Origin of the sequence: Bacillus sp. AK25 (assembly GCF_048270685.1) — a bacterium.
GTDB lineage: Bacteria > Bacillota > Bacilli > Bacillales > Bacillaceae > Bacillus > Bacillus altitudinis.
The window spans coordinates 2269953-2282488 of sequence record NZ_JBLUWC010000001.1; the positions used below are offsets into that span (position 1 = coordinate 2269953).

General features: G+C 40.3%; 18 protein-coding genes. 3 read left to right on the forward strand and 15 right to left on the reverse strand.

All coding sequences use genetic code 11. From position 1 onward, the window contains the following. Window positions 1-7: 7 nt before the first annotated feature. Genes yqeK through ACNO7B_RS11820 form a run of 6 tightly spaced genes read right to left on the reverse strand, consistent with a single transcriptional unit; the run spans window position 8 to window position 3916 of the window. The gene (yqeK, locus tag ACNO7B_RS11795; protein ID WP_058214212.1) at window positions 8-571 is read right to left on the reverse strand and encodes a bis(5'-nucleosyl)-tetraphosphatase (symmetrical) YqeK; all 564 of its coding nucleotides are present in this window, start codon (window positions 569-571) and stop codon (window positions 8-10) included. After that, window positions 561-1130 carry a nicotinate-nucleotide adenylyltransferase gene (locus tag ACNO7B_RS11800; RefSeq protein WP_008342505.1) on the reverse strand — a complete coding sequence of 190 codons (570 nt, stop codon included), beginning with the start codon at window positions 1128-1130 and terminating at the stop codon, window positions 561-563. The genes yqeK and ACNO7B_RS11800 overlap by 11 nt, the downstream gene beginning before the upstream one ends. 13 nt (window positions 1131-1143) lie before the next feature. Continuing rightward, window positions 1144-1434 (reverse strand): ribosome assembly RNA-binding protein YhbY, encoded by a 291-nt coding sequence (gene yhbY, locus ACNO7B_RS11805; protein WP_008342507.1) that lies wholly within the window; start codon window positions 1432-1434, stop codon window positions 1144-1146. Beyond that, window positions 1428-2270, reverse strand: a complete 843-nt coding sequence (gene aroE, locus ACNO7B_RS11810) for a shikimate dehydrogenase (protein ID WP_019743209.1) — start codon at window positions 2268-2270, stop codon at window positions 1428-1430. Before aroE ends, yhbY begins: the two co-directional genes overlap by 7 nt. Before the next feature lie 21 nt (window positions 2271-2291). After that, complete coding sequence (yqeH, locus tag ACNO7B_RS11815) at window positions 2292-3392, reverse strand: ribosome biogenesis GTPase YqeH (RefSeq protein WP_007501357.1); 1101 nt, start codon at window positions 3390-3392, stop codon at window positions 2292-2294. Window positions 3393-3394: 2 nt separating this feature from the next. After that, window positions 3395-3916, reverse strand: a complete 522-nt coding sequence (locus ACNO7B_RS11820) for a YqeG family HAD IIIA-type phosphatase (protein WP_008356191.1) — start codon at window positions 3914-3916, stop codon at window positions 3395-3397. A 362-nt stretch (window positions 3917-4278) separates the two neighbouring features. Between ACNO7B_RS11820 and ACNO7B_RS11825 the strand changes: the two genes are divergently transcribed. Next, complete coding sequence (locus ACNO7B_RS11825; RefSeq protein WP_003217327.1) at window positions 4279-4419, forward strand: sporulation histidine kinase inhibitor Sda; 141 nt, start codon at window positions 4279-4281, stop codon at window positions 4417-4419. Window positions 4420-4555: 136 nt separating this feature from the next. Here ACNO7B_RS11825 and ACNO7B_RS11830 read toward each other — a convergent pair whose 3' ends face one another. From ACNO7B_RS11830 to ACNO7B_RS11845, 4 genes are all read right to left on the reverse strand, one after another. Continuing rightward, window positions 4556-4705 carry a hypothetical protein gene (locus ACNO7B_RS11830; RefSeq protein WP_003217499.1) on the reverse strand — a complete coding sequence of 50 codons (150 nt, stop codon included), beginning with the start codon at window positions 4703-4705 and terminating at the stop codon, window positions 4556-4558. A 78-nt stretch (window positions 4706-4783) separates the two neighbouring features. Further along, on the reverse strand, window positions 4784-5512 hold the full coding sequence (locus ACNO7B_RS11835) for an SGNH/GDSL hydrolase family protein (protein WP_224563799.1): 729 nt from the start codon (window positions 5510-5512) through the stop codon (window positions 4784-4786). Window positions 5513-5583: 71 nt separating this feature from the next. Then, on the reverse strand, window positions 5584-6324 hold the full coding sequence (locus tag ACNO7B_RS11840) for a polysaccharide deacetylase family protein (RefSeq protein ID WP_417901532.1): 741 nt from the start codon (window positions 6322-6324) through the stop codon (window positions 5584-5586). A 166-nt stretch (window positions 6325-6490) separates the two neighbouring features. After that, window positions 6491-7612 carry a tetratricopeptide repeat protein gene (locus ACNO7B_RS11845; protein WP_178897077.1) on the reverse strand — a complete coding sequence of 374 codons (1122 nt, stop codon included), beginning with the start codon at window positions 7610-7612 and terminating at the stop codon, window positions 6491-6493. A gap of 231 nt (window positions 7613-7843) precedes the next feature. Here ACNO7B_RS11845 and sigK point away from each other — a divergent pair, with 231 nt between their 5' ends. Next, window positions 7844-8572, forward strand: a complete 729-nt coding sequence (gene sigK, locus ACNO7B_RS11850) for an RNA polymerase sporulation sigma factor SigK (RefSeq protein ID WP_058014952.1) — start codon at window positions 7844-7846, stop codon at window positions 8570-8572. 125 nt (window positions 8573-8697) lie between these two features. Here the strand turns inward: sigK and ACNO7B_RS11855 are convergent, their stop codons facing one another. From ACNO7B_RS11855 to ACNO7B_RS11865, 3 genes are all read right to left on the reverse strand, one after another. Next, the gene (locus ACNO7B_RS11855; RefSeq protein WP_417901533.1) at window positions 8698-9216 is read right to left on the reverse strand and encodes an Imm6 family immunity protein; all 519 of its coding nucleotides are present in this window, start codon (window positions 9214-9216) and stop codon (window positions 8698-8700) included. Window positions 9217-9555: 339 nt separating this feature from the next. Continuing rightward, window positions 9556-9972, reverse strand: coding sequence for an Imm1 family immunity protein (locus ACNO7B_RS11860; protein WP_144625367.1), 417 nt, complete (start codon window positions 9970-9972; stop codon window positions 9556-9558). A gap of 32 nt (window positions 9973-10004) precedes the next feature. Then, the gene (locus ACNO7B_RS11865; protein WP_144625364.1) at window positions 10005-10430 is read right to left on the reverse strand and encodes an NUDIX hydrolase; all 426 of its coding nucleotides are present in this window, start codon (window positions 10428-10430) and stop codon (window positions 10005-10007) included. Between the two features lie 135 nt (window positions 10431-10565). Between ACNO7B_RS11865 and ACNO7B_RS11870 the strand changes: the two genes are divergently transcribed. Continuing rightward, window positions 10566-10697 (forward strand): hypothetical protein, encoded by a 132-nt coding sequence (locus ACNO7B_RS11870; RefSeq protein WP_272951266.1) that lies wholly within the window; start codon window positions 10566-10568, stop codon window positions 10695-10697. A 47-nt stretch (window positions 10698-10744) separates the two neighbouring features. Here the strand turns inward: ACNO7B_RS11870 and ACNO7B_RS11875 are convergent, their stop codons facing one another. Next, a complete protein-coding gene (locus ACNO7B_RS11875) occupies window positions 10745-10936 on the reverse strand; it encodes a hypothetical protein (RefSeq protein WP_035702712.1) in 192 nt (63 codons plus the stop codon). Between the two features lie 97 nt (window positions 10937-11033). After that, window positions 11034-12446: a polysaccharide deacetylase family protein gene (locus tag ACNO7B_RS11880; RefSeq protein ID WP_417901534.1), complete on the reverse strand. Its 1413-nt coding sequence runs from the start codon at window positions 12444-12446 to the stop codon at window positions 11034-11036. Window positions 12447-12536: the final 90 nt, after the last annotated feature.

Below are 12536 nucleotides of genomic sequence, written 5' to 3' on the forward strand. Positions count from 1 at the left end.
TTCCTCCTTAGTTGTTCTTTTGCACAAGTGAGTTATAAGTAGCAAGTGTATCTGGGAAAACCGGCTGATTCTTTTTCATTAAAAAGCTGACGGTGTTTTTTAAAGATTGAATCAAGGCAAGGTCCAAATCCTGCTCTGCTAACTCTCTTACTTCCTCTACACCAGGAAAATGGCGTCCTGGCTCTATATAGTCGGCCACATAAATAACTTTTTCAAGCAATGTCATGTTCGGTCTGCCGGACGTATGGAATTCAATGGCTGTTAAAATATCTTGGTCGTTAATTCCAACTTCTTTTTTGACCAAATAGGCACCAACTGGGGCATGCCAAAGCTCAGGTGAATATTTAAGCAATAGAGGGTTCATCTGTTCTTGCTGGATGATGCCCTTCATTTCTTCTTTCGGTCTAAATTTAGCATAATCGTGGAAAATAGCCGCGACCTCTGCTTTTTTCACATCTGCACCAAAACGTTCAGCTAATGAAATGGCCGTCTCCATGACCCCAATTGTATGTGTATATCTATGCTCTGTTAACTGCTGTTTGACACAGTTTAAAGCTTCTTCACGATTCATATAAATGATGCTCCTTTATATAACACTCAACCGCTTTCGGAATCAAATAATCAACAGGTTTCCCCTGCTTCATTCGCTGCCTAATCAATGTCGATGATACATCAAAAGCCGGAACATCTGCAAACAAAAGAGGATACGCCGTACTTCCTTCATAACCTGGTCTTTTCATTCCAATAAAGGTGATCATCTGAAGCAAATCATCGATTCTATGCCATTTCGGCAAATACTCGACCATGTCCGCTCCAATCATAAAAAAGAACTCATCTTCAGGATGGCGCTTCTTTAACAGCTCAACCGTATCTACTGTATAAGATGGACCCTCCCGCTCCATTTCAATAAGCTCAACTCGAAAATGAGGATTTGTCTGAATCGCTTTTTCCACCATTTTTACGCGGTGATGACTCTCTGCTCGTTTTCGGCCCGTTTTATGAGGGGGCTTGTGATTTGGGATAAACCAAATTTCATCAAGTCCTACTTGGAAACGCACCTCACTTGCCATCAGCAAATGCCCATTATGCGGGGGATCAAACGTACCGCCGAACAATCCTATTTTTTTCATATCATATCCACCTTTACGGCAGCTTAATTTGTTTATTTTCCTTTGATTCCTTATAAAGGACAATCACATTTCCGATCGTTTGAACGAGTTCAGCTTTTGCACCTTTTACAAGTGCTTTTGCAACCTCTGTTTTGTCCTCGTCGCAGTTTTGCAATACGCTGACTTTCAAAAGTTCTCTTGCTTCAAGCGCCTCGGAAATTTGCTTGACCATATTGTCATTTACCCCGCCTTTTCCAACTTGAAAAATAGGTGATAAATGATGTGCTTGCGCACGTAAAAAACGTTTTTGCTTACCTTTTAACATGGTGTTCCTCCTAATTTCTCTATGACAATTGACTTCATTTTTCGGGCGTCAGGTGTAATGCCCGTCCACAGTTCAAAGGCTCTTACCGCCTGACCAACAAACATGCCGACGCCATCGACTGTTTTCAAACCTAACCCGGCTGCTTCGCTTAGCAGCTTTGTTTCTATTGGATTATACACAATATCACAAACGACCGCTGTTTTTTTTGCGTTCGCTAAAGAAATCGGGGTTTCTTCAACATTCGGATACATACCAATCGAGGTCGTATGGATGATGACATCATATTCCCCAAGCCGCTCTTCTGCTGTATTTAATGCAATGGCACGAGATGTGATTTTCCCATCGGCACTTTCAATTAAAGCCTCAGCTTTTTCAATGGTGCGGTTGGCTATATCAAATTGTTTCGGTGCATACTCAGCAATTGTCGTGTAAATCGCTCTTGCTGCTCCACCAGCACCAAGCAGGAGAAATGACAGCTCTGATAACGGCTGATCCAAGGCTTCAAGCAATGAATGAAGAAAGCCTTCTCCATCTGTATTGTACCCAACGAGCTGATCTCCTTCGAGCCGCACCGTATTGACGGCACCAAGGCGTTCAGCTGTCACATCAATTTTGTCGAGGTACTTCATGATGTCTACCTTGTGCGGAACAGTGACGTTAATGCCGCTGATTCCTAACGCTTTCATGCCGCTAATCGCATCTTTCAGGTCATCATTTTCTACTTGAAAGCCATGATAATGTCCATCAATTCCAGCATCCTTTAATGCTGCATTATGAATATCTGGAGACATTGAATGGCCAACAGGGTTACCGATTACTCCGTATAAAGGTTTCAAGGTCTCTCCCCCTCTGAACATTTAAATTAACGAACGTCTCATAAACACGTGCACGCCTTTTGGCGCATACACTTTGATTTGTTTCCCAGCATCATTTGCAGTCACCCAGCCTAATCCTGAAAAGACAATGTCCATTTTTGGCTGATCGATGGTGAAAGTATGCGGAACGAGCGGCGGGAAATCTTCCATTCCCTCTTTTGATGGCGGTGAAAGCAGTTCACCTGCATGCTTTTCATATAAGTCATCCGCATTCTCCATCTTCGTCCTATGAATATTGAGTTCATTTGGCATGTAGCAGACAAAGGATGTTCTGCCGCCTTTTACATAATCAAATCGAGCCAGTCCGCCAAAGTAAAGCGTTTGAGCTTCATTTAACTGGAACGTTCTCGGTTTCAATTCTTTTTTCGGCGTTAAAATCTTTAAGTCATTTTTGCCGACATAGTGCGCCATTTGATGGCGGTTGATGATCCCCGGTGTATCGAATAAAGCAGACCCGTCATCAAGCGGGATTTCAATCGCATCAAGTGTTGTCCCTGGATATTGGGATGTGGTAATCACATTCTCTTCTCCAGACACCTCTTTGATAATGCGGTTAATAAATGTTGATTTCCCAACATTTGTACAGCCGACAACATAGACATTTCTGCCCTCACGGTAATGATCAATGGCCTCCATGACCTCAGGCACACCTTGTCCTCTGCTCGCACTGATTAAAAACACATCAATCGGATTGAGCCCATTTTCTTTTGCTTCCCGCTTCATCCATTGAACAAGACGGTCTTTTTTCACGGATTTCGGTAAAATATCTACCTTGTTGCCAACAAGTAAAATGGGATTGCCACCAACAATACGGCTCAGTCCATTAATCCAGCTTCCGTTAAAGTCAAAAATATCAACGACCTTGACGATCAGAGAATCAGTCTCGCCAATGCTGTGTAAAATATTTAAAAAGTCGTCTTCTGTTAAAGACACATCCTGAATTTCATTGTAGTTCTTTAACCTAAAACAGCGCTGACAGATCACATCTTCTTTCAATAGAGATGCTGCCGGCGCATATCCTAATTGATCTTTATCTTCCGTCTGAATGGCTACACCGCAGCCAATACAAACAACCTTTTCCATTATTACTCTTCCTCCCACTGAATGTGGCCCTTACGCTTTAAGGCTCCTAAAATTCTGCGTTCAATCTGCCTGTTAAACTTCGTGAAAAATCCGTCCGATGCCGCAACAGGTACAACCAAAATGGTATGGAAGCCATGCCTGTTTCCGCCAAGCACATCTGTCATAAGCTGATCGCCAATGACAACCACATCTTCTTTCTTCAATTGCATATCAGCGACGGCCTTATTAAAGGCTCTTCCCATCGGTTTTCTCGCTTTATAAATAAACGGGATATGAACCGGCTCAGAAAAAAGCTTGACCCTTTTTTCATTATTGTTCGATACAATCGTCACCTGTATCCCGTGATCTTTCATCTCTTGAAACCATTCAATTAAACGCGGGGTCGCACTTGGACGATCCCATTCTACTAGTGTGTTATCTAAATCCGTAATAATTCCTTTTACATTTCGTTCTTTTAGTTTTTGCGGCGAAATGTGGAAAATACTTTTCACAAATTCATCCGGTAAGAAATACTTCTTTAGCACAATTTGCACCCTTTCTTCCATTGGTTTTTCAGCGATTGTGTCGAATCAAATCACAATTTGTCTGTCTATCGAATACAATGAAAAAGTTTTCGACATATGATGAGGACCTTCAACAGGTGTGGATAATTTTACACACATTATCCACCTATATTTCATCACGCTTTCATTCAATTATAAACACTCTACCCACAAGTTATCCACTTAACCATGTGGATAACAGAACGATTGTTCTTGTTTCCCATTCATGGTAGATTAAAGGTACTTCAAAGACATTCGATCAACCTATGATGATATGTCTTTTCCTCAAGTTTTATGCCAACTTTTTCAGGGGAGGTGTTTTTCCCATCATATGGGTTTCTAGTATGAAAAAGCTGTCAGATGATTTACTTATAGAATCGTATTATAAAGCAAATGAAATGAACTTAAATCGCGACTTCATTGAATTAATTGAGACAGAAATGAAAAGACGTTCGCTCGGGCATATGCTCTCTGTTTCCTCTTAATTCCATATATCCAGGAACCATGCCTCCCGAGCACTCTCCTTTTTTAAACTCAGGTGACTGATATTATATCACTTGCGCTATAGGCTTACTACTATTTTCCGTAAAAAACACCCCTTCTGATCAAAGAAGAGGTGTCTTATTTGCAAGGCTGTTCATTCCAAAACCATAACCCTCCACCTACGACCAAAATAACGACAAGGAACACAACAAGAAAAGCGTAACCGATTCCTGCTCCTTGAGCTGGATAAGGTGAACACGCAGGGTAAGGATAAGGACATCCCCACATATCAGTTACCTCCTTCTAAGAAGATATACTGTTAGACTATGCTGGATGGATCGTCTTGTTTAGGCTGATGGCCTGCATTTAAAAATGTTTAATGACATCACGCTCTTTGATTTCGTTATAAATGATTCTTGCCCCTTTTGGTGTCATATGATTGCCAGAAGGGTCAATGAGGCCAGACTGAATCAAGGCGTTGTCACTATCTTCACCCGCTTCTCGGATGAACGCTTTCCAATTGTCGACAAGCGGCACTTGCTGTTTTTCAGCTACTTGTCTTGTGATGTCATTGTATGAGTTTTGCCAAGCTCTCGCCCCGCCTCTCTCAGCAAAATAAGATGACTTATATCTAGAATAATAATACAAGCCCTTTTTGCCTCCTTCCACCACAGGCACGCACGTCATGAGGATCGGGGTAATTCCCTCTTTCCTACTTTCAGAAATGAAGTAGGATAAGTTTTCTTTAAATCGTTTTTTGGTCACACGGGGATGTTTCCCGTCTAGAATCGCCGCATCATTTGTACCGAACATGATGAGGACGTAAGTTGGTTTTTGTTTTAAAATATCCTGCTCAAAGCGAAGCTTCGCATCTTCTGTTGTCTGCCCGCCAATCCCGGCATTCTGTACCTTAATTTGGCCGCGCTCGACGTTTTTCATGAGATTCACCCATTTTTCAGATGTGGGATAATCTCGAAAATCCCAGTTCGATCCTCTTGTGTTACTGTCACCAAATGCAATGACACTTTCCTGCGCCTGCTTCGAGCACCCAGCCGCAACACATATCAGGATGAAAAGGAAAACAAATTTCTTCACAACATTCACCTCCAAAAGCCCTCTTCATATAGTAAACGACAAGACTTTTGGTTTCAATGAATGACTGTTTCTTATGGTAATTGAACCGGCAGATAATCTCTGTCATGGTGCAGTAGTTCGCTTACTTTCACAAACTCATAGCCCCTTTTCTTTAGTTCAGGTACGACTTGTTTCAGCGCTTCTACTGTCTGCTTACGATTTCCTCCGCCATCATGTAAAAGGATGATATCACCGCCCTGAATATTCTCAATAATACGGCTGGCAATTTTGTGAGCACCTGGCCTTGACCAGTCCTTCGGATCTTGCGTAAAGGACCACATTACGATATCGTATCCTTGCTTAGAAAGAATGCGGAATGACTTCATTGTCAAGCGCCCGCCCGGGGGACGAAATAATAAGGGTCCGCCAGGCTGGAGAGAAGCGATATGAGCCGCTGATTCTTTTAATTCTTGCTTGATTTCTTTCGATGACAAAAGGTCAAAATACGTATGGTTCATCGTGTGATTGCCAAGCTCATTTCCTTCGCTCACAATCCGCTCTGCGAGCAGGGGATATGCATGAATACGGCTCCCGATGACAAAAAAACTGGCATTCACTTCATGCTCTCTCAGTACATCTAGTATTTGATTTGTGTATACCGGATGAGGCCCATCATCAAAGGTTAACGCAATCTTTTTCCGTTCCTCTCTCATGTCCCAAAAGGCTCGTCCCGTTTTTTCTAGGTCGATTCTTTTTAATGTACGCGCCTCTATGTTATCAGGAACAAAAGCGCATATTACCAATATACATAACAAGATATGCAACCCTTTCATCAGACCGCCTCCACAGAACATCATTACACATTAAATTGCCCGCTTTCTGATGAATTCATTCAAGTTTCGTGGTCGTCTACGCTTCTTTTTCACATAAAAAAAGCCGGCCCATCAGGCCCGCTTTTTGTCTCACGTTTGGTTTCTCTCTTCAACTGTCGAACGTTGCTTAGAATTCATACAGACACTCTCCTTCTTGGATTTGATTTTGAGCCCATAACAATTTTTGATAATACTGGTTGGACTTCTGGTATTGTTGAGAGGTTTCTAAGGCTGTCGCAATTTCTAGTGAGATATCCTCTATATAAGAGTATAGGCTAAGTTTTTCCAAATAATCAATGGTTTTTTGCAGTTGTTCTTCATTGATTTCCTGAACATATAAAGCATCCAGATACTCAAACATATGACAGAACAGCTGGTCTTCATGCTTCTTTGCGGCCAATTTCCCATCCTCTAATATGCGCCTTGCTTCAATCTGCTCATTTTGTCTAAAAAGCAGCTTGGCCAGTGTATAAAGTGTATGAGGCAGCGTGGGAAGCAGCTCTTTTTTGGCGAGGTCAGCCGATTCGGTTAAATATCGTTCTGCTTCTTCTCGATAACCTAACTCCCCGTAACATTTCCCTAAATTATAGAGTGCTGAGCTATAGATGCGCGGGTGATCAATTTCGGATGCGAGTTGTTTCGCCTTTTTCAAGTGAGGCAGTGCTCGATCTTTACGTTTTAAATCTTGATAATTTCCCGAGATGACAAAGAGGCACTGAATAATGCGAATGGAATATGCATCATGCTGATCGTATATTTCAAGCGCTTTTAAAATATGGTGCATGGAGACATGCGTTTGTTTCATTATATAGTAGGCTTCTGCTACTTTAAAATGAAACTCGGCCTGCTCAATATCATCAAATACCATAGACAGCTGTTTTTCTGCCATGCGATAATATTTGACGGCCTCCAAATATTCTTTTTGACTAAACTCATGCATGCCACGAAAAAATGCATGGTAATAATGCAGCATATCAGATAACTCATGATTGGAATTTTCGATTTTATCGACAAGGTTAGATACTGAGAAAGGTTGATATTTTGAAGGGTGTATATAGTCGAGCATAATTTGGTGCCGAAAACACATGAGCTGATAATAAATCAGTAAATGCTGGTCCTCTTCCATACGTTCAATTTCCGCTTCTACTTCCGCTTTCAAGATTTCCGCATCTGGAACACTGAACTGCCGTATCATTCGATACCATTCATTAATTTTCATACCGACATGTGAAGAAAGAACCTTCCCCATGTTCCGAAAAAACCCCTTCCTTTTCGGTCTAATATTACATATTTTAGCACGCTTCTAGACCGCCAAGCACCGCAAAGAAACCGCAAACATATGAGAGGGGCAGCAAAAACATACGCACAGAAGCACGTTTCTTTCAGATAAGATGATTTTTTCATCGTACAGACACAGACAATCCTTCCTTCACATACATTTGAGGATATAGGCAGCGGCCTAAACATGGTGGAGGTGAAAATCGTGGCAGGAGTATTTACAGCGATGGGATTGATGGTCAAAGAATTGGTGTTTTTAGTGTCCTATGTCAAAAACAATGCCTTTCCACAGCCCCTTTCGGGAGATGATGAAAAAAAATACTTAGCCCTTATGGCAGAGGGCGATGAACACGCAAGAAACATGCTGATTGAACATAACCTTCGGCTCGTCGCCCATATTGTCAAGAAATTTGAAAATACCGGGGAAGACGCTGAAGACCTCATCTCCATCGGGACGATCGGACTCATTAAAGCCATCGAAAGCTATTCCTCTGGAAAAGGAACAAAGCTGGCAACATATGCTGCGCGGTGTATTGAGAACGAAATCCTCATGCATTTACGCGCACTCAAAAAAACAAAAAAGGACGTCTCTCTGCATGACCCCATCGGTCAGGATAAAGAAGGCAACGAAATTTCATTAATTGACGTCTTAAAATCAGAAAATGAAGACGTGATTGATACCATTCAGCTCAACATGGAGCTTGAAAAAGTAAAAGAATATATCGACATTCTCGACGGCCGGGAAAAAGAAGTCATCGTCGGCCGGTTCGGTTTGGACTTAAAGAAAGAGAAAACGCAGCGGGAAATAGCCAAGGAGCTCGGGATATCGCGGAGCTATGTGTCTCGGATAGAGAAACGCGCACTGATGAAGATGTTTCATGAGTTTTACCGGGCGGAGAAGGAGAAACGGAAGCGGGAGAAGGGGAAGTGATTTGAATTTTGTAAAAGAATCCTTCTTGTTAGTGGATAAAAAACAGACCATATGAGGTCTGTTTTTTATTTTATCTCTAAGCTAATGTCTTTCTGTATTACTTATTAAAAATAGCCGTATTCTATTTAATTGCCTAATGGGAGATCCTCTTTGTTAATTAAATATAACTTGTTATTATCTTGATATTTGCTAGGATAATGACCAATTAGATACTTCGTTAGGGTTTTCAGTTCAGCTATATCAATCATTTTTGATTCTATAGCATTTTCCCAAAGTGTATTCAATGTTTCATCATCTATTATCTCTAGCACTTGCGGAACAAATTTTTTATTTTCTCGTTTATACGCTTGATAAGCTGTATAAGAAACCGCATCTAATACTGAATACCAGCCATATTGTTTTTGTTCATCTTTTTCTTTATTTGCGAACTCGGCTACATCCATATAATCTTCACTATCTATGTAGTTACATAAATCATCTGCACTTAACTCTTTACCAGAAAGCCATTTCCAGCAATCTTCTAAAGCTTTTTCTCCTATGTGGTAACCATCATCTTCTTTATCTATGAATGTATACATTTTTTCGGCTATTGCTAAGCCTAGTGCAACTTTAGCTTCTTCACTAATGTCATTGATAAAATCCATTCTATAGCCTCTTTTCTATTTTTTTATTTTAACGACATTTTCTGTAACACCATTTTTAACATCAAAAGATAAAGTATCTCTTGGGTACGGGACACTTGGATCTCGTTCTGATGTTACTTTTATTTTCAATTCAGGATAGTGATCTGTCAGTTGCTTGAATATTCTCCTCTTTCCTCACTTGGAACTTGATCAAACAAACCTTTTGTACATTTCCTATCTAAACTCTAAAAAAACACGCCTTCATAATCAAAACCATGTTCATCATACCCTACATGTAAATGCATAGTTTCATCTAAGTTATGTAACTTCTCATATGTACTCACTTTCATCTTGCTCCCTCTAACTTTTCTTATCATACTGAAAATCAATATCCCTCAACTCTACCCATTCAACAAGGTCAGGAACTGTTTTTGTCGTCAAAAAATGGTGAACGATTTGATAAGCTTGATCCCGATTGATGTAGCTACATGACGGCACATACAATGGGGCGCCTGCGACCAAATGCTCGATCGTTTCAATTTTTTCTCCCTTTTTAAAAGGGACCAAAAAATTTGGATATCTCATGATCAAGAACCCATACGGTTCCGTATAAAAGAAAACTAGACTTTCACTTTCCCAATCTTCTTCTATCTCAATGGAAGATTCACCGTTTCCTTGTTTCCAATACTCTTCACCCTCCTGAAAGAAAATTCTTTTCATGAATTCTTCTCTCGGATTTTCTACTGGAGCTCCTGTGGGGCCGTAGTATAAAAACATCCATATCTCTCCTTCATACCTATATCAACTTGTTAACCAACTGTTCTATTTTCTTCAAATTGATAAAAAGCTTGTGGGTCTTCGTTTAATTTTAATAAGTTATATAACTTTGGGTTTAACTTTTGAAAGTTTTGCTTGCTGATCCATTTTACTTCTTCAATATCATGATCCGGATCGAGAATATCTATTTGCCCTCCGGTGCTTTCAGCAAAGAAGGTGATTATCAGAGCATGATGCTTTTTGTCTTGAAAGACTGCTTCTCGAACCGAATGAATTTCATTTACTTTGCAAACATACCCTGTCTCTTCATTCACCTCGCGTATCACGGCTTGATGCAGGTGTTCGCCTTTTTCTACAGCCCCACCCGGCAGTTCCCAATATCCCTTTACATTTTTAACTGCTAAAATATTTTCTTCCGTATCGTAAATAATAGCTGATACTACATCTACTCGTTTCAAATATATCTACCTTCATCGCTCTTTGTTTACATCAATTGTCGAATAAATAGCACGAACTGTTCATTTCAATACATTCATTATACGGTATCCTTGATACATGCAAAAAGAAGCATTCAGCAGATTGGATGCCCCAGCATGTGGATCATCATCATTTTACTGATTGTCCTCATTTGGTTTACTTGGAATATCGTTTCGTTATTAAGACAAATGAAAGAATCAAATGAGAAAAATATACAACTGTTAGAACATCAAAAACCGCAAAAATAAAAACCTCACTCTTTTAGAGAGAGGTTTCTTAGCGTACGCAAGTATTCTTACCGTTTCTCATGAAACAACATATTTCTGATTCGTTGAATATAATGCAGCGCAATATGAACGAGACATAAAATAAGCCCGATCATCGCAAGTATATAGATGGGCAGCATCAAACCAGGTACATAGTTAACGATAAAACCCAAACTAAATGCTGTCAGCATATATAGGCTAATCAACCTCATGAATACCATCCGAAGCCCTCCCTTTCTACACTCACTTTAACATGATTTCCCTTTATTTTCATAATATGCTTTAAAAAATGCGAATCTACTAAGATTCGCATAATCATTACGTATTCAATTCACCTTTCTTCTCACGCGCTTCCTTCCACTGCTCAAGCTCAGACACCGTCAATAATTGATATCCCTGTTTGGTGAGTTCTTTGATAATCGTGACGGCTGCGTTGGCTGAGGTGTCATAGATGTCGTGCATTAAGACCGTTTCACCGCTAGATGCATGGGCTAGAATGTAGTTCGCGACGTATTGGCTGTTTCGATATTTCCAGTCTTCAGGATCCACATCCCAAAGGGTCACTTTCATGTGAAGAGCTTCGTTGATTTGTCCGTTTGTCCCGCCATATGGCGGTCTAAAATGAGTCGGTGTGAACCCGCTCGCTTTTTCAATGATTTGCTGCGTGTCTTCTACTTGTTTGACCGCTTGTTTTAAAGGGAGTCTTGTGAGCAAAGGGTGGTTATAGGAATGGTTTCCAATTTCATTTCCACCCTTTCTGATTTCATTTAACATATCGGGATAATATTGAACCCTGCTGCCTAATACAAAAAATGTGGCATGTCCTTTGTTCTCTTTTAATGCTGTTAAAATTTTTGAGGTTGTTGATGGATTGGGCCCATCATCAAATGTGAGTGCAATGGCTTTTTGATTTGGATGAAATGTGGATGTTTTTGGAAATTTCACAATCTTTCTTGTTGGAATCGGTTCTTTTTTCTCGTTTTTGTTCAATTCTTTCTTAATATATTCAGGTTTTAATATTCCTTTCAGCAGTGTTTTCTTAATCGCTAACACTTGAGGGCCTTGATGATTTGGAGCGATTTGTCCTCTTGGAAAGTAGAATTCGATATAGCGATCCTTGATGGCAAAATACTGATAATTCTTCGCCACAGGAGACGTTCCCTGTTTGAGCAGCGGCTGATTTTCAGCTAGCGTTCGATCTTTTTTTAATTCCTCAAAAGTCATATGAGATAATTTTTGAAGATTGTCCTTCTTTGATAGAAAGATATCGTTGATTGATAAAAATGTCTGTTTCTTGAAATCAAAGTTCATCACCTTCGTTTGATTGACGCCTTGCTTTCCGCCCTTCACTTCATATGTATTGAATTTGATTGCGACGGTTTGCTTGGCATAATGAATGATCTCATAATCGATATTTAATTCGTATCGTTTTTCTTCATTGACATCACTCGCTTGACTAAACGATGTTTTAAACCTTTCTAACGCTGTCTCTGCAAATCTTTTGATCTCCTGATCTAGTTTTTCTTGATGAAACAGCGGATAGTTGACAGCATATCTCATGAATTTCCCGTCATTCACAAGTGTGACTATTTCAACTTGTTTGTAGCTCGCATCTTGTTCTACTTTTTTCCTCTCTGTCCCGCTTGCTTGCTGATTATGATAAAACGCAGCGATACCGATAACGACCGCAAGTACACATAGGACGAGACTGATCTTCCCTTTCGTTGACACAATGATTCTCCTCTCGTGATGCCGTCCTGTCTGGATGACGTGTGTTTGTAGGATAGACTTTTCGCAGCCCCTTTTAGTTTGCAAAAAACA